The organism is Pseudoalteromonas sp. MM17-2 (assembly GCF_022347945.1).
Taxonomy (GTDB): Bacteria; Pseudomonadota; Gammaproteobacteria; order Enterobacterales; family Alteromonadaceae; genus Pseudoalteromonas; species Pseudoalteromonas ruthenica.
On the sequence record NZ_JAKRFV010000001.1, the window covers coordinates 273,748 to 289,725 of the forward strand.

Sequence of the window (15,978 nt, forward strand, 5' to 3'; positions counted from 1 at the left end):
CACAAAAAAGCCGCGCAATTGCGCGGCTGATAGTCGAAACCAGTGTGCTTACTGGGCTATCACATCTTCATTAGTGATAGGCAATATCGTACCTTTGGATTTCAGATAGGTCGCTACTTGCTGTTGCATTTCAGCATTCGCTGCAGCGCTATCTGCTGCACTTGCTCCTGCTTGCGGGTTCGCAGCTGGCGTCAAAAGGGTACCATGGTGGCCTTTACTAAAGCGTACAAGGTAGCTTTGTGGGCTATCTGCTAACTGCGTTTGTGCTGCATTGTCAGCGCCCATCATCATTGCAAGAGGAATAGTGCCGGCAATGGGGTTGCTCTCAACCATAGGCGGGATCACCGTATCCGGCTTGTTTTCCATGCCATCACCAACAACCACACTAGTGTAAACTGGGGCTTGCTGTGCGTTTACACGCATTGCGTAGTTGGTTGGGTCTCCGGCATCAAGCAATGTTTGTGCAGCGTAGGTAAACTGCGTTAACAACCCTTGAATATTAGCCAAGCTGGCAGTGTCACCTTGAGCTGTTAACTGCGCTAAAAATGCTTGATAACCACAGCCAACGTACGCCTCTTGGTTATCAATAAATTGTGCACAGCTAGAGACTGCGCCTTCTTGCAGGAATGCGCCAAACGCTGCTGACTCATCGGTTCCTGCGCCAGCTAAGACTGAACCTTGGATAAATGGCCCAAATGAATCTGAAGCAAGTAAGAAATTGGCGATACCGCCGCCGCCACTGCCAAGTGCCACAGTGTTCACTTTAAACAGTGGATCAACCTGAGGGTCAAGCTCCGCATTCGTCATAGATAAGAAAGCCGGGGCCACAACCGCACCTAAGGAGTGACCGACGAAGCCCACATCCATCGTGTTGAGCATAGGGTCGTTGGCAAAATTAAGGCCTAGGCGCAAACCCAGTAAATCCGCAGCTGATTGGCGTAAGTTATCACGCGCGACCAGCAATGAATTCAAATTCATATACGCAAGCACAGAGCCTGTGGTCGCATTAAAATCGTCAGTGCCATCATTGTCGACATCGATTCCACGCTCACCGTGAGCCGGGTGGTCAATAGCAACGGTGGCAAAACCTTGAATACTTAGCGCCGCAGTCAACGCCAGCATATCCTCTTTGCGACTGGTAATCCCATGTTGCATGATAACAACTGGCCAGCCAGCTGCAGGCATGCTCATGGCATCAAGCCCAAGCTGACTGCGGATAGCGTTTAAGGTCATTAAATCTGCCGGTTTTGTAACCTGTACAGGTATATTGCGATAGCTCTGCACTTTCGGAATGGTGTTGTATTTCGTTAGGTGACGTTTGTCATCCAAGCTTAAATCACGCAATTGACCGCCGCTGAGAGTGGCACATATCGCATCATTTTCACTCACTGGTTGCTCAGGGAATGCTTCGCCAGCCTGCTCTTTATAACCAAGCACGGTTACAGCGCTGTCGCAGTTTGCTTGCCAGTAGGTGTTGTTTAAATCACTGAGCTCTTTGCCTTGTGGGCTTTTTAAGTAGTAAGGAAGAACAATGCTGCCTTTTTCATAGCTCACTGCGTTAAATGCAGGATTAATGTCTTGCATGCCTTGAGCCGCAAAAACCTGCCCTACTGTGAGCGCAGGCTGTTGTGGGATCATCATCTCAGGCTTTGGTAGGCTATCTTGAGTGAGCGACGCAACAAGCAAGCTTTTAATCGTGCCGAGCACTTCACCTGCGCTTTGCATGGTCATCGCTGCTGAGTAAATAATGTCGTCTTTGCTTAGGTCACTGCCGCCGACAATAACGTCTTCGTAACTATTGATCACCGCTTGCAAACTCAGTTGCTGCTCAGTAACAAGTGGGTCTTCACTGCTAACGCTTGCATAGGTCGATGACGGGGCTATGGCGTTACCGGCTGAGTCGGTCAGGCCGTTGGTCAATACCGTAATGTACGAGCGCCCTTGCGTAAATGGCTTAAGTGGCACCACGGCCAAAGAGTTGCCACTGGCTTGGGTGATAAAGTCAACGCCAAAGTTAAGTTCTTTAACATATTCACAGGCAATGCCTGCCGGTACTTGAGCGCAGGTTTGTGAGCTTTGGTCGGCGCCCATCACAACTTCAAAAATACGCACATTACCCGGTGTTGCAGCCGATGTTGCATCAAGGCTTACACCAGGGGAAAAATCGAAATCAATGGCATACGGCATTTGCGTCGACCACCCATCTAACGCACCGAGCGCCAGTTGGGGGTTAGTGTAATCATCGCCTTCACCAGGAATATTCAAGGTGCCATCGGTGGTGCCGCTTAAAAGCAGATCATTGGGTACGGAGATTTCCCCGGCACCGGGGTCAAACACCACTGTGGATTGCGGAACAACCGTAGGTGTTTCATTTTTAACGTCTTCGAGCGTTTCTCCGCCACCACAGCCAGCGAGCGCAGACGCTACAGCGAGAGGAAGTAGCAATTTTTTCATGTTGTTGGCTCCAAACCTTTTTTATTGTTATCTGCTTATTATGTGTGTATTAAAGATAGCAAAATGTTAATGACACATTAGACCAGTTTAACTTAACGTAAACCTATGCCTTTCGCCACTTAATTTTGTAATTAAATCGATTACTTGTTATTTGAGTATGGTAAAATTCTTAAAAAGATCATGCTCTAGGTGCAGCTTATGCAAAACTACCAAGCAAGTGCAAATGCATTAGATGAAAAAGTCATATTAATTACTGGGGCTGGCGACGGCATCGGCCGGGTTGCCGCATTAACCTATGCTAAATACGGTGCTACAGTAATTTTATTAGGTAAAACAACTAAAAAGCTCGAAGCAGTTTATGATGAAATTGTCGCTGCAGGTGGCCCTCAACCAGCGATTGTTCCATTAGATTTAAAAGGCGCTACGCAGCAAAATTACCGTGACCTGGCCGCCACTGTTGATCAGCAGTTTGGTAAGCTTGATGGCTTATTAAACAATGCTGGTATCTTGGGTGCATTAGGCCCAATGGAACATTTCTGTACATCCACTTTCGAGAACATCATGAAGGTCAATGTCACTGCGCAAGCAATGCTGACCAAAGCGTTGTTTCCTGTGTTAAAGAAATCAAACAATGCATCGGTTGTGTTTACGTCGTCGGGCGTTGGCCGCGAAGGCCGCGAATTTTGGGGAGCTTATGCTATTTCTAAATTTGCCACCGAAGGCATGATGCAGACATGGTCGAAAGAAGTCGATAAAACCAATATTCGCATCAATTGTATTAACCCAGGCGCGACCCGCACGAGTATGCGTGCCAGTGCTTACCCGGGAGAAGACAAAGACAAGCTAGCAACGCCTGAAGACTTGATGCCCACGTACCTTTATTTAATGAGTGATGACTCTAGTGACGTTAATGGTCAGTCGTTGGATGCGCAAATTAAAAAGAAATAATTAGCACATCATAGATGTAAAAAACGCCGCGTTGATTGCGGCGTTTTTTGTATCTGAATTAACGGCGTTTCTTTTGTTGTTGCACGCGCTGATTGTGCTTTTTAACAGCCTTTCTAATGCGGTTCACTTTAGCGCGTTTGTCTTTTCGCTTGATAGGGTCAACCGATAACTTAGTTTGTGTTTCAGGCTTTAACTTAACGGTCTTACGCAGGTAATTCACTTTACTGAGTTCAAGTTCCTCCCAGCCACCTTGTGGTAAGCGCTTATTGAGCTCCAGCTCGCCATAACGTACGCGGATCAGGCGCGATACTTCCACCCCTTGAGATTGCCACATACGACGTACCTCACGGTTGCGTCCCTCGCTCAATGTAACGTTAAACCATTTATTGATCCCCTCACCGCCCATAGGCTTAACACTGTGAAAACGTGCCGGCCCATCATCGAGCTCCACGCCTTTGGTGAGGTTGCGAACTGCTTCTTTGCTTACATCACCAAATACGCGCACCGAGTATTCACGCTCAATTTCGTAGCTAGGGTGCATCACCCTATTGGCGAGCTCTCCATCGTTAGTAAATAACAGCAACCCTGAGGTGTTAATATCTAAACGACCAATGGCAATCCAGCGGTCGCCTTCAATTCGCGGTAGTCTGTCAAATACCGTACGACGCCCTTCAGGGTCTTTACGAGTGCACAGCTCACCTTCAGGTTTATGGTACATTAATACCCGACACACTCGCTCTTGTGGCTCTTCAACTTTGACAATGTGGCCATCAACACGAATGGTTTGGTTGGGCTCAACGCGATCGCCTAAGCGCGCCACTTTGCCATCAACACTCACGCGGTTGGCCTCGATGTACTTTTCCATCTCGCGACGGGAGCCAACACCGGCTCTGGCTAGGACTTTTTGTAACTTTTCACTCATTCAGATGGTTCTCTCACAGAAGGATCGTGTAATAACTTGTCTATCTGGCTTTGCTGCTGCTCAGGGAGCGGCGGTAATTGCTCTAAGCCAGATAGCGAAAAATAATCTAAAAATTCATTCGTCGTCGCATATAACGCGGGGCGACCAGGGACTTCCTTATGGCCAATCACCTTCACCCAACCGCGCTCCTGCAATGTTTTCATAATATTGCTAGCAACATTCACACCGCGCACTTGCTCTATTTCGCCTCGGGTTATAGGTTGACGATAGGCTATCAGTGACAGGGTTTCCATTAACGCCCTTGAATATTTCGGTGCGCGTTCTTGGAATAGCTTGCTGAGCCAAGGGCTTAAGCTGCTGCACGCTTGAAAGCGATAGCCTGAGCCAACGTGCACTAAGCGGATCCCTCGGGTTTGATAATGCGCGCTGATGGCCTCTAGAGCTTCATTAACGCGCTTAGAAGACACATTAATATCACTGAGTACAGTTTCTTTGAGTTGTTTTTTTGTCAGCGGTTTAGGGGCAACGAAAATTGCCGCCTCTAGCAACTCTATAAGCTGCTCGTCACTAATGCGTCGCGTGCTCATGCTCAGACCTCCATCGCGGGCGCTATTATGGCAGAGCTACACCATAAGGCAATGCAAATCACGCTGCAGCATGCTCTTTTAAACGCACATGTATGGCACTTTCGCTATTAGCTTGTTGGCAATGAATAAGCCCTTCTTTGGTGAGCTCTAATATGGCTATAAAGGTCACCACCACACCGGCGCGCCCTTCTTGTGGGGTAAATAGCAAGGCAAAATCAACATAACCGGAGTGGTTTTGTAATTGCGCTAAAATAGCGCTCATGCGTGCCCGGGTCGATAACTGCTCAGGAGTGATATGATGATGCTCAAAGGTTTTGGCTCGGGCCATAACATCACTGAGTGCCAACATTAATTCTTCCAGCGCTACCTCGGGAAATAAAGGTTCAGGCATAGCCGCTTCTTCAACTAACGCATGAGCGGTAAAAATATCGCGCTCCATACGTGGCAATTCATCGAGCTGCTCCGCCGCCTTTTTAAACTGCTCGTATTCTTGCAACCGTCTGACCAGCTCGGCACGAGGGTCTTCCTCTTCCTCACCGAGCTCTTCGTGCACAGGTAACAGTAAACGTGATTTTATCTGCGCCAACAGCGCCGCCATCACCAAATACTCACCGGCTAGCTCCAATTGAAACTCACGCATCATTTCCACATAGCGCATATATTGCTCGGTGATGCTAAAAATAGACAGCTCGAGGACATCGAGTTTGTGCTTTTTGATAAGATAAAGCAGCAAGTCCAAAGGCCCTTCAAAAGTCTCGAGTACGACTTCTAGGGCATCCGGTGGAATATATAAATCTTCTGGCTTTTCAACCACGGCCTCGCCGCGAATAAAGGCCAGCGGCAGCTTTTGCTGCTCTACCAAAGTATCTTGGGTCATTATTTAAAGGGACTGGGGTCACCACAACCGACACGCAAAATCTCCACTGCGTCATCGGACAAATCCACCACAGTCGTGGCCTGTTCACTCAAAAAACCACCATGGATGATCACATCGACGTGCTTCTCTAAACGATCACGAATTTCATCGGGGTCAGACTCGGTGAATTCAGCGCCAGGCAAAATCAATGAACACGACATTAAGGGTGCGCCAAGCTCTTCAAGCAACGCCTTACTAATAGGATGATCGGTGACCCGAATACCAATGGTTTTCTTTTTATCGTTTAATACTCGTCGTGGTACTTCCTTAGTGCCTTTGAAAATAAAGGTATAAGGGCCTGGCGTATTATTCTTGATCAACCGAAACATCTGGTTATCAACGCGCGCATAGGTCGCAAGCTCTGATAAATCGCGACACATCAAAGTAAAATTATGGTGCTTTTCGATACCCCGAATTCGGGTGATCCGCTCTTGCGCGGCCTTTTCCCCTAGTTGGCACCCTATGGCATACCCAGAATCAGTGGGATAGACCATTACGCCGCCTTTGCGCACAATATCCACCGCTTGTTGGATCAGCCGTGGCTGCGGGTTTTGCGGGTGAATGTGAAAAAATTGACTCATGTTTATCCTTGCTTTGTGATAACGACTACTGCCAACGCTGCCATACGCCTTCACAGTCTTTAGGTAAGTATAGGTTCTTTCCTAATTCTATGTAAGGTAAAGGAAAATGGAAATCAGAACCTTGCGAGCACAACAGCCTATGCTCACGCGCAAGCTGCCCTAAAAACTGCCTTTCACAGGGCGCTTGTTGGGTTTGGGCCACTTCCATTGCATCGCCACCAAGCGTGGCGAATTCGTTTACTAACTTGCGCAGCCACTTATTCGACATTTTGTATCGAGCCGGATGCGCGAGCACACTTTGCCCGCCCGCTGCGGCAATGGCCTTAATGGCGGTGTGCATGTCACACCACGTACTTGGTACATACCCGGTGTTGCCGCGACTGAGGTATTTTTTGAAGATGCCTTGAAAGGTCTTCGCTGCGCCTTGCGCCATTAACACCCGGGCAAAATGGGCACGCGTTACCTGCGCCTCAGCGGCCAGCTCACAGGCTTGTTCATAGGTGTTTTCAAACCCTGCCTTTTGCAGACGTTCACCTATTTTTATCGCTCGTTCACTGCGTTTTTGCTGCTGTTCAGCCAATAACGCTGTCAGTTCCGGAGCCTGAGTGTCAACCTGCAAGCCAACAATATGAATTTCAAAGCTGTGCCAGCGCGTGGATATTTCTACTCCGGCGACCAATTCTAGGTCGAGCGCCTGTGCAGCAATCGCGGCGCGCGCTGGAGCGATACCAGCAATGGTATCGTGATCGGTAAGCGCGAGCACATCAACCCCCTTGTCGGCGGCTCTTGATACCAACTCATCAACACTTAAGGTCCCGTCGGAAAAATTACTGTGGCAATGTAAATCGTACTTAAGCACACAGCCCTCTTAACAGCTATCAATAATGCCATTAGCTTATCATTTTTCACCCCGCAGCGCGGCAATAACTTTTTATTTATAAAATGGTTGACACTGATGCTCAGCTAGGTTTAACTAACAGCCATTAATTAATTAGGATTATCAAGCTCATGCAGTCACAGGCTAACAACACACATATGACATGGTGGTGGCACTCGTAATCGCGGGTGGAATTAGTCGTGCGCAGTGAGTACTGCCTGATTAACAAAACCCGCAGCAAGCGGGTTTTTTTGTATCTAAACAAAGGTAAGTAACATGATTTTAACGCAGTTCGTAACAGTAATTTGGTGGTGGCACTCGAGATAGCGGGTGGGCCTTGTTACGGCTGAGCATAATTGCAACCCGCAGCTTTTCGAAGTATGCGGGTTTTTTGTTTTTAGGCCATCATCATTGCTAGCAGCAATAAAACCGATGGCAATACATTTTGGGAATGAGGACTTTTTATGATTTTTAGCCACATCTCGACCGAGCCCGGTCAGGTGACCAGCATTAGCCAGCGGCGAGACTATATCCCCTCTGCGCTGAGCCTGTTCGCCAAGCTCGATACCGATAATAGCCTGTTACTGGAGTCCGCAGAAATAGACTCCAAAGCCAATTTAAAAAGTATCGTATTAGTTGATAGCGCATTGCGCATAGAGTGTAACGGCAGCGAGGTCAGTGTCGTTGCGCTATCAAATAACGGCGCGCAACTGCTGCCTTATTTGCAGCGCCACATTGATGCCGGCACCACCACGCTCGATAACACTACCTTGCAAATCAGCTACCCACCCGTGGCCGGAGATTTAGACGAGCATGCCAAGCTCAAAGCGGCCAACGCCTTTGATACCCTACGTCAGTGCATTAATCGCATCAGCAACAACTCTGACAATCCATTTGCCATTTTCTTGGGCGGCGTAATGGGCTACGACATGGTCGCGAATGTTGAGCAACTGCCCGCCGTCGAGGCAAAAGATAACAGCTGCCCAGACTATGTTTTCTACCTTGCTGAAACCCTAGTGGTGGTTGATCACCAAGCACAGAGCACTGAAATTATCGGGAACGTGTTTAATGGCCCGCAAGTGCACGCCAATTGCTTTGAGGTAGGACAAAAAGTCGAACGCTTAAACACCCTCTGTGATGATGTGGAGGTACTACCGGCGCCACAGGCAACGGCGCAGCCTGTAGAAGCCAGTGTCGATATCAGTGACGAAGACTTCAAGGCGCAGGTTAGCCAACTAAAGCAACATATTATCGACGGTGATATTTTTCAGGTGGTGCCATCACGAACCTTTACCTTGCCTTGCCAACAGCCATTAGCGGCCTATGCCCAGCTGAAAACACAAAACCCCAGCCCCTATATGTTCTATTTGCGCGACCAAGATTTTACGCTGTTCGGCGCCTCGCCTGAATCGGCCTTAAAATACTGCGCCCAGAGCAATCAAGTTGAGGTGTATCCGATAGCGGGCACGCGCCCGCGTGGTAAGCATGCCGATGGACGTTTAAATTTAGACCTCGATTCGCGCATCGAGCTCGATTTGCGCAATGATGGCAAAGAGCGCGCCGAGCACATCATGCTTGTCGATTTAGCGCGTAACGACGTCGCTCGTATCAGCCAGGCCGGCACGCGTCACGTTAAAGAGCTACTCAAAGTCGATAGATACTCCCATGTCATGCACCTTGTTTCGCGGGTGGTAGGACAGTTAAAAGAAGACCTTGATGCACTACACGCTTACTCGGCCTGTATGAATATGGGCACTTTAGTTGGCGCCCCCAAGGTCAGCGCTGCACGCTTAATTCGTGAAGTAGAAAAGAAACGCCGAGGCAGCTACGGCGGTGCCGTTGGCTACCTCACGGGTGATGGAGCCATGGACTCTTGCATTGTTATCCGCAGTGCTTTTGTCAAAGATGGCCTGGCCCACGTGCAAGCCGGCGCTGGGGTGGTGTACGACTCAGACCCGCAAAGTGAAGCCGATGAAACCCGCGCTAAAGCCGGGGCCGTACTGCGCGCTATCGCCACCAGTCAAGGAGCAACAAACGCATGAATTATAAGATTTACTTCTTAGATAACGAAGACTCTTTCAGTTATAACTTGGTGGATGAATTTGCGCAGTTGCGCCAGGAACTGGTGGTGTATCGCAATACCGTAGCGGCGGAGGTCATATTCGAGCGCATGTGTGCAGAAACACAGCCAGTGGTGCTCGTGCTTTCCCCCGGACCCGGTGCGCCCGACAGCGCGGGGTGTTTGATGGCGCTCATTGACCTGTGTCGGGGACGTTTCCCAATGCTCGGGATTTGTCTCGGGCAACAAGCATTAACGCAGGCGTATGGGGGTGAAATTGGCCATGCCCAGCAGACGGTGCATGGTAAATCATCCACCATTAGCTTAACGCCTCACCCCGCTTTTAATGGTTTTGGCGAACACCTTGTGGTGGCCCGTTACCATTCCTTAGTGGCAACCAAGGTAAGCGAGCAATTAGCGATTATCGCGCATTATCAGGGCATGCCGATGGCTGTGTGTCAGCATCAAGATAAGGTGCTTGGCTATCAGTTTCACCCAGAGTCGATTCTAACTCCTCATGGCGCGCAACTATTGCAGCAAAGCCTTGAATATTTAACAGCACAGGGGTAACTCATGGATGTAATGAATAAGCTGTATCAGCAGCAGGACTTGACCTTTGCAGAGTCACAGCAGCTGTTCGATAGCGTGATGCGCGGCGATATTGATGATATCACTCTGTCGGCCATGCTTACCGCGCTGAAAATTAAGGGTGAGTGCGCCGACGAGATTGCCGGGGCCGCCGCCGCCATGCGCGCCAATGCCCTGCCCTTTAACACCTCAGCGCAACACTTGGTCGATGCCTGTGGCACCGGTGGTGATGGTGCCAACACTATTAATATCAGCACCACGGCAGCGCTTGTAGCCGCCGCCTGTGGAATTAATATGGTCAAACATGGTAACCGCAGTGTATCGAGTAATTCAGGGTCGTCTGATTTGTTACAAAGCCTGGGGATCAATATCAATATGAGTCCAGAGCAAGCCGCCGCGATGCTTGAGCAAACCGGCTTTGCGTTTTTGTTCGCTCCGCTTTACCACCAAGGGGTCAAACACGCGATGGCGGTGCGTACCACCCTTAAAACACGAACCCTATTTAATATTCTCGGACCGCTTGCTAACCCGGCAGCACCGGATTATCAATTACTCGGGGTGTACGACCCTGCCTTATGCTTACCTATGGCAAAGACCCTGCAAACCTTAGGGTGCAAACGGGCGATGGTCGTCCATGGTGCCGGCACCGATGAAATCGCCTTACACGGTGAGACCCAAGTGGTTGAACTCAACCAAGGGCAACTGCATGAGTACACCTTAAACCCCAGTGACTTCGGACTTGCAAACTATTCACTTGCGCAACTCAGTGGTCAAGGGCCAGACTACAACGCCAATGCCACGCGGGCGATTTTAAGCGGCCAAGGAGAGCCGGCGCACACCAGTGCGGTGGTGATCAATGTCGCAGCGTTATTAGTATTGACCGATAAAGCGGCTAATTTCAAAGAGGCCAGCGCGCAGGTTCAAGACGTTTTACAATCCCAGCAAGCACAACGCACGCTTGATACCATCATTGAGGTAAGTCATGGCTAATGTATTAGAAAAAATTGTTGCCGATAAACGCCATGAGGTAGCGCAGCGTCAACGCACGCAACCGTTAGCGAGCTTTATTGACGACATCACTGCGAGCGACCGTGATTTTTATCGTGCCCTGAAACAGAGCCCAACGAGCTTTATTCTGGAATGCAAAAAGGCATCGCCCTCAAAAGGGCTTATTCGCGATGTCTTTAACCTGGATGAAATCACTGCCGTCTATAAAAAGTACGCCAGCTGTATTAGTGTGCTGACCGACGAAAAGTACTTTCAAGGCCATTTTGATTACTTAACCCAAGTACGGCAGAAAGTCAGCCAGCCACTGATTTGCAAAGACTTTTTTATCGATCCTTATCAAGTTTATTTAGCTCGCTTACACGGCGGTGATGCCATTTTACTAATGCTCTCTGTGCTTGATGACGACACTTATAGAGCGCTCAGCAAACTGGCTAAGTCACTGAATATGGATGTATTAACTGAGGTGAGCAATGAGCAGGAAGTAACTCGGGCGCTGGCGTTGAACGCCGAGATCATCGGTATCAATAACCGTGACTTACGGGACTTATCGACCGATTTGGCGACCACTGAACGACTTCGCCAATTGATCCCCAGTGATAAAGTGGTGATTTCTGAGTCAGGCATTTACAGCCATCAAGACGTGCAGCGCTTAAGCCCCTTGTGTGACGGGTTTCTGGTTGGCAGTTCTATTATGGCCCAGGCAGATATTGAAAGCGCTTGTCGCGCCTTAATTTTTGGCGAGCATAAAGTCTGTGGCCTAACGCGCTCACAGGATGCACAAGCGGTATACCAAGCTGGTGCCTATTATGGTGGCCTAATTTTCTACCCAGGCTCACCCCGCTATGTTGACATTGTTTGCGCTAAGGCCATTGTTGATAGTGCGCCGCTGCATTACGTAGGGGTTTTCGTTGACGCGCCGATTGCGCAAGTCAGCGACTATGCCACGCGATTAAAACTGGCCGCCGTGCAGCTGCATGGTGTGGAGGATGAGCATTATATTCAGTCATTACGCCAGGCGCTGCCGTTATCGTGCCAAATTTGGAAAGCACAAGCGGTGGCTACACAGCTGCCTAAAGCGCTCGCGGGCGTCGACCGTATTCTCTATGACACGTATAGCAAACAAGCGAAAGGTGGCACCGGGGAGCAATTTAACTGGCAACTGCTGGCGCAGGCTGAGTCCCCTTTCATGCTGGCAGGCGGCTTAACCCCTGGCAATATTGCTGACGCTTTAGCACACAACGCAACCGGGTTGGATATTAATTCCGGCGTAGAAAGCGCACCCGGTAAAAAATGTACACAGAAAATTAATGCTGCCTTTGCGGCAATTCGGAATTATTGAGGTGGTTATGAGTAATTCAGCCTATTTTGGCGATTTTGGCGGCATGTTTGTGCCGGAGCTTTTGGTGCCGGCGCTTAAACAGCTAGAGGCCGAGTTTAATAAATCACAACACGACCCGCTTTTTGAGAAGGAGTTTCGCTCTTTGCTCAATGAATATGCCGGCCGTCCGACACCCTTAACGTTAACGCGTAACTTGGTAAAAAATCCCAAGGTCAAACTGTACCTCAAGCGTGAGGATTTACTTCACGGTGGCGCACATAAAACCAACCAAGTGTTGGGCCAGGCCTTGCTTACCAAACGCATGGGCAAAGAGGAAGTCATCGCCGAGACCGGCGCTGGTCAGCACGGTGTGGCTACGGCTTTAGCCTGCGCGCTGTTGGGTTTAAAGTGCCGCATTTATATGGGCGCTAAAGACGTCGAGCGCCAGCAGCCTAATGTATTTCGTATGCGCTTGATGGGCGCTGAAGTGATACCCGTTACCGCCGGCTCTGGTACCTTGAAAGATGCCGTGAACGAAGCGCTGCGCGACTGGTCAGCGAATTATAAAACGGCACACTACCTGCTCGGCACCGCTGCCGGACCCCACCCTTTCCCAACGGTAGTACGCGAGTTCCAAAAAATGATTGGTGAGGAAGCGAAGCAACAAGTTCTCGAAACCGAAGGGCGTTTACCCGATGCGGTCATCGCTTGTGTCGGCGGCGGCTCTAACGCCATTGGCATGTTTACCGATTTCATTGATGAGCCGAGTGTCAAACTGATCGGCGTTGAACCAGCAGGTAAGGGCCTTGATAGCGGTGAACATGGCGCGACCTTATGTCGTGGTAGCAAAGGAATTTTACATGGCGCCTATACCTACATCATGCAAACCGAACAAGGCCAAATTGAAGAGTCTTACTCAGTATCGGCAGGCTTAGACTACCCCGCAGTGGGGCCTCAGCACGCGCATCTGCATGAAAGCGGCCGCGCCCAATATGTGGGTATCACCGATGATGAAGCGCTCGATGCATTTAAAGCGCTGGCACGCCATGAGGGCATTATACCAGCACTTGAGTCGAGCCATGCACTGGCCTATGCCCTGCAGTACGCAGAGCAACAAAGCGAAGAGTGTATTATTGTTGTAAACCTCAGCGGCCGAGGTGACAAAGACTTGGCCCATGTGCATCAAGTGCTTGCTGCTAAAGGAGATATATCATGAGTCGTTATGCCACCACCTTTGCCAATCTCGCCGAACACAACGAAGGCGCGTTTGTGCCGTTTGTGACCTTGGGCGATCCGGGTAAAGCGCAAAGTATTGCCATCATTAAAAGCCTGATTGATGGCGGTGCCGACGCATTAGAGTTGGGCATCCCCTACTCCGACCCAATTGCCGATGGCCCGGTGATCCAGGCTGCGAATATTCGCGCCTTAGAGGCGAACATTAGCACTGATGATTGCTTTGATATCATTCGCGAAATTCGCGCCTATAACGCAGATATTCCAATTGGTTTACTACTGTATTCTAACTTGGTTTTAGCCCGAGGACCGCAGCAGTTTTACCAACAAGCGAAAGACGCTGGGGTAGACTCAATCTTGGTTGCTGATGTGCCCTTACATGAGTCGAAAATGTTCCGTCAAGCGGCCACTGAAACCGCCATTGAGCCGATTTTTATCGCCACCCCCAATGCCGATGACGACACCCTTCGACAATGCGCCTCTTACGGGCGCGGTTACACCTACTTGCTCTCCCGAGCAGGCGTCACGGGCACTGAAACCAAAGCACAGATGCCGGCAGATTCGATGATTGCCAAGCTAAAAGAATATCATGCTGCACCCGCGTTGCTTGGCTTTGGTATCAGCACCCCGGATGATGTGAGCCAAGCCCTGAGCAGTGGTGCTGCGGGGGCTATCAGTGGCTCCGCCGTGGTAAAAATTATTGCCGCCAACTTGGACCATCCTGAGGCCATGTGCGAAGAGCTGAAAGTGTTTACTATCGCCATGAAAGAAGCGACCAAGAGTTAGCCTGGCTGTATGTGGTCTTTTAATGCCTTGGCGCATTTAAAGGCCACTTTATTTTGCCCTGCTATTTCTATTTCCTCTCCTGTTTGCGGGTTACGACCGCGTTTCGCCGGGTGATAGCTAAGCGAAAAGTTACCAAACTTAGGTATAAATACCGCATCTCCTTCGTGTAAAGACCGCGTTATCGCATCAATGAGCGATGATAACGCTGCCGCAGATTGTTGCTTAGTTAATCCACTGCGCCCATGCATGGCGTCAATTAGTTGCTTTTTGTTCACGGTGCTACCTACTGAAAACTCAAAGCCGCGCAGCCTAAAAGGCGACAATGAAAATGTCAATGTCGCACTGATGCTTGAGCTTGCTCTCAGATACTGGTAAAACGGCTGCTACCTAATGTAATGGACGTCGTGAATGAGTACTTTAATTGAATACATTCCGCTAATTTTATTTTTCGCTGTTTATAAACTCGTTGATATCTACTGGGCGACGGGCGTATTAATCGGCACCAGTGCCCTGCAGCTTGCTTATGGCTATTTCAAAGAGGGCCATATTGCTAAGCGTCATTGGGTGTTTTTCGCTATCGCCCTGGTGTTAGGAACCATGACCATTCTGTTTCGAGATGAGCATTTTATCCAATGGAAGGCCACTTTCATTTATGCGCTGTTAGCGGTGGTGTTATTAGCCGCACGGCTGTTTTTCAAAAAGAACCTAGTGCAAAAGGCACTCACTGGGTTGCTCAAGTCAGTAGAAGAGAAACAAGGCGGTGAGCAAGGTCAAGAGATTGCGGTACCAGAGCGGATTTGGGAGCAGTTAAACATTTTCTGGGTTATTTTATTTGCTGTTATTGCAGTGCTCAACATTTATGTTGCCTACAATTTCTCGCTCGACTTTTGGGTAAACTTCAAGGTGTTCGGCCTTATCGGCATCACCTTTGTGGCTATTATTGCCACGATTATGCGTCTTTACCCTTACTTTCCTGAAGAAGAGTCATAAAGCTGTCGTACAGCCCTGCTACACTGAGTACATATTGAGTGTAGCAATGGGCTGAAACATTGAATAACGCGCAGTATCGCTGGCTAGAACTGTTCTGTATTTTTATCCTATTGCCGGTTGCCGGCTTGCTGATGCGCGAGTATTTGCATAACTGGCTGATCCCGGCGTTGATCACCCTGACCGCCGTATGCTGTTTTATTCTGCTTACCGATCCCCACTTTAAACGCTTTCGCATCACATCCATGGGGCAGTTCTCAGCAGTGCGTAAGCGCATTGCCACGTTTTTTCTCACCGGAGCATTATTCTCGGGTGTGCTCTATGGCATTCTCAACCAGGAAAACTGGTTTAGCTACCCGCTGCAATCACCATTGAGCTGGTTAATGCTACTGGTGTTATATCCATTGCTGTCTGTGTTGCCACAAGAGCTGATTTTTCGCACCTATTTCTTTCACCGCTATAAGCCCATCATTCCTAGCAAAACTTGGCGTATTTGGTTAAGTGCTAGCGTATTTTCCTTGGCACACATGGTTTATGGGAATTGGGTTGCGATAGTATTATCATTTTGCGGTGGGCTATTGTTTTCTTATACCTATGCGCACTCACGCTCCACACTTGTGTGTGTACTGGAACATAGTTTGTGGGGGTTGTGGATGTTTACTCTGGGGCTTGGCAGTTATTTAGATTCGGGGGCTATTTAGGCTAGCCCCCGAC

General features: G+C 49.3%; 16 protein-coding genes. 9 read left to right on the forward strand and 7 right to left on the reverse strand.

Translation table 11 applies throughout. The features are described from left to right. Positions 1-48: 48 nt before the first annotated feature. Positions 49-2,454 carry a VolA/Pla-1 family phospholipase gene (locus tag MHM93_RS01250; RefSeq protein WP_239447635.1) on the reverse strand — a complete coding sequence of 802 codons (2,406 nt, stop codon included), beginning with the start codon at positions 2,452-2,454 and terminating at the stop codon, positions 49-51. Between the two features lie 198 nt (positions 2,455-2,652). Here MHM93_RS01250 and MHM93_RS01255 point away from each other — a divergent pair, with 198 nt between their 5' ends. Beyond that, positions 2,653-3,402: a YciK family oxidoreductase gene (locus MHM93_RS01255; RefSeq protein ID WP_239447636.1), complete on the forward strand. Its 750-nt coding sequence runs from the start codon at positions 2,653-2,655 to the stop codon at positions 3,400-3,402. Positions 3,403-3,460: 58 nt separating this feature from the next. On the opposite strand, the gene rluB is transcribed toward MHM93_RS01255, so the two are convergent. Genes rluB through MHM93_RS01280 form a run of 5 tightly spaced genes read right to left on the reverse strand, consistent with a single transcriptional unit; the run spans position 3,461 to position 7,267 of the window. Beyond that, positions 3,461-4,324, reverse strand: a complete 864-nt coding sequence (rluB, locus tag MHM93_RS01260) for a 23S rRNA pseudouridine(2605) synthase RluB (protein WP_138507858.1) — start codon at positions 4,322-4,324, stop codon at positions 3,461-3,463. Further along, on the reverse strand, positions 4,321-4,911 hold the full coding sequence (gene scpB, locus MHM93_RS01265; RefSeq protein WP_138587630.1) for an SMC-Scp complex subunit ScpB: 591 nt from the start codon (positions 4,909-4,911) through the stop codon (positions 4,321-4,323). Before scpB ends, rluB begins: the two co-directional genes overlap by 4 nt. 58 nt (positions 4,912-4,969) lie before the next feature. Continuing rightward, positions 4,970-5,788 (reverse strand): ScpA family protein, encoded by an 819-nt coding sequence (locus MHM93_RS01270; RefSeq protein ID WP_130147633.1) that lies wholly within the window; start codon positions 5,786-5,788, stop codon positions 4,970-4,972. Continuing rightward, on the reverse strand, positions 5,788-6,408 hold the full coding sequence (locus MHM93_RS01275; protein WP_022943563.1) for an L-threonylcarbamoyladenylate synthase: 621 nt from the start codon (positions 6,406-6,408) through the stop codon (positions 5,788-5,790). The genes MHM93_RS01270 and MHM93_RS01275 overlap by 1 nt, the downstream gene beginning before the upstream one ends. Positions 6,409-6,433: 25 nt before the next feature. Next, the gene (locus MHM93_RS01280; RefSeq protein ID WP_239447637.1) at positions 6,434-7,267 is read right to left on the reverse strand and encodes a PHP domain-containing protein; all 834 of its coding nucleotides are present in this window, start codon (positions 7,265-7,267) and stop codon (positions 6,434-6,436) included. A gap of 482 nt (positions 7,268-7,749) precedes the next feature. Here MHM93_RS01280 and MHM93_RS01285 point away from each other — a divergent pair, with 482 nt between their 5' ends. From MHM93_RS01285 to trpA, 6 genes are read left to right on the forward strand one after another with little or no spacing between them, the layout of a single operon-like run. Further along, positions 7,750-9,327 (forward strand): anthranilate synthase component 1, encoded by a 1,578-nt coding sequence (locus tag MHM93_RS01285; protein ID WP_138547453.1) that lies wholly within the window; start codon positions 7,750-7,752, stop codon positions 9,325-9,327. Continuing rightward, on the forward strand, positions 9,324-9,914 hold the full coding sequence (locus MHM93_RS01290; RefSeq protein ID WP_151172604.1) for an aminodeoxychorismate/anthranilate synthase component II: 591 nt from the start codon (positions 9,324-9,326) through the stop codon (positions 9,912-9,914). Before MHM93_RS01285 ends, MHM93_RS01290 begins: the two co-directional genes overlap by 4 nt. Before the next feature lie 3 nt (positions 9,915-9,917). Beyond that, a complete protein-coding gene (gene trpD, locus MHM93_RS01295) occupies positions 9,918-10,922 on the forward strand; it encodes an anthranilate phosphoribosyltransferase (RefSeq protein ID WP_239447638.1) in 1,005 nt (334 codons plus the stop codon). Beyond that, positions 10,915-12,279 carry a bifunctional indole-3-glycerol-phosphate synthase TrpC/phosphoribosylanthranilate isomerase TrpF gene (gene trpCF / locus MHM93_RS01300; protein WP_239447639.1) on the forward strand — a complete coding sequence of 455 codons (1,365 nt, stop codon included), beginning with the start codon at positions 10,915-10,917 and terminating at the stop codon, positions 12,277-12,279. The genes trpD and trpCF overlap by 8 nt, the downstream gene beginning before the upstream one ends. A gap of 7 nt (positions 12,280-12,286) precedes the next feature. After that, the gene (trpB, locus tag MHM93_RS01305) at positions 12,287-13,474 is read left to right on the forward strand and encodes a tryptophan synthase subunit beta (protein ID WP_239447640.1); all 1,188 of its coding nucleotides are present in this window, start codon (positions 12,287-12,289) and stop codon (positions 13,472-13,474) included. Then, positions 13,471-14,277, forward strand: coding sequence for a tryptophan synthase subunit alpha (gene trpA, locus MHM93_RS01310; RefSeq protein WP_239447641.1), 807 nt, complete (start codon positions 13,471-13,473; stop codon positions 14,275-14,277). Before trpB ends, trpA begins: the two co-directional genes overlap by 4 nt. On the opposite strand, the gene MHM93_RS01315 is transcribed toward trpA, so the two are convergent. Next, positions 14,274-14,552, reverse strand: a complete 279-nt coding sequence (locus MHM93_RS01315) for an HU family DNA-binding protein (protein WP_239447642.1) — start codon at positions 14,550-14,552, stop codon at positions 14,274-14,276. The genes trpA and MHM93_RS01315 overlap by 4 nt on opposite strands. Before the next feature lie 133 nt (positions 14,553-14,685). On the opposite strand from MHM93_RS01315, the gene MHM93_RS01320 reads away from it, so the two are divergent. Then, positions 14,686-15,267, forward strand: coding sequence for an inner membrane-spanning protein YciB (locus MHM93_RS01320; protein ID WP_053910389.1), 582 nt, complete (start codon positions 14,686-14,688; stop codon positions 15,265-15,267). Positions 15,268-15,326: 59 nt separating this feature from the next. Next, entirely contained in the window at positions 15,327-15,965 is a 639-nt protein-coding gene (locus MHM93_RS01325; RefSeq protein WP_022943799.1) for a CPBP family intramembrane glutamic endopeptidase, read from the forward strand. The last annotated feature ends 13 nt before the right edge of the window (positions 15,966-15,978 follow it).

Bases quoted from the DNA above. Each gene is read 5' to 3' on its own strand.
- MHM93_RS01250 (WP_239447635.1), bottom strand. From the start codon at position 2,454: ATGAAAAAATTGCTACTTCCTCTCGCTGTAGCGTCTGCGCTCGCTGGC.
- MHM93_RS01255 (WP_239447636.1), top strand. From the start codon at position 2,653: ATGCAAAACTACCAAGCAAGTGCAAATGCATTAGATGAAAAAGTCATA.
- rluB (WP_138507858.1), bottom strand. From the start codon at position 4,324: ATGAGTGAAAAGTTACAAAAAGTCCTAGCCAGAGCCGGTGTTGGCTCC.
- scpB (WP_138587630.1), bottom strand. From the start codon at position 4,911: ATGAGCACGCGACGCATTAGTGACGAGCAGCTTATAGAGTTGCTAGAG.
- MHM93_RS01270 (WP_130147633.1), bottom strand. From the start codon at position 5,788: ATGACCCAAGATACTTTGGTAGAGCAGCAAAAGCTGCCGCTGGCCTTT.
- MHM93_RS01275 (WP_022943563.1), bottom strand. From the start codon at position 6,408: ATGAGTCAATTTTTTCACATTCACCCGCAAAACCCGCAGCCACGGCTG.
- MHM93_RS01285 (WP_138547453.1), top strand. From the start codon at position 7,750: ATGATTTTTAGCCACATCTCGACCGAGCCCGGTCAGGTGACCAGCATT.
- MHM93_RS01290 (WP_151172604.1), top strand. From the start codon at position 9,324: ATGAATTATAAGATTTACTTCTTAGATAACGAAGACTCTTTCAGTTAT.
- trpD (WP_239447638.1), top strand. From the start codon at position 9,918: ATGGATGTAATGAATAAGCTGTATCAGCAGCAGGACTTGACCTTTGCA.
- trpCF (WP_239447639.1), top strand. From the start codon at position 10,915: ATGGCTAATGTATTAGAAAAAATTGTTGCCGATAAACGCCATGAGGTA.
- trpB (WP_239447640.1), top strand. From the start codon at position 12,287: ATGAGTAATTCAGCCTATTTTGGCGATTTTGGCGGCATGTTTGTGCCG.
- trpA (WP_239447641.1), top strand. From the start codon at position 13,471: ATGAGTCGTTATGCCACCACCTTTGCCAATCTCGCCGAACACAACGAA.
- MHM93_RS01320 (WP_053910389.1), top strand. From the start codon at position 14,686: ATGAGTACTTTAATTGAATACATTCCGCTAATTTTATTTTTCGCTGTT.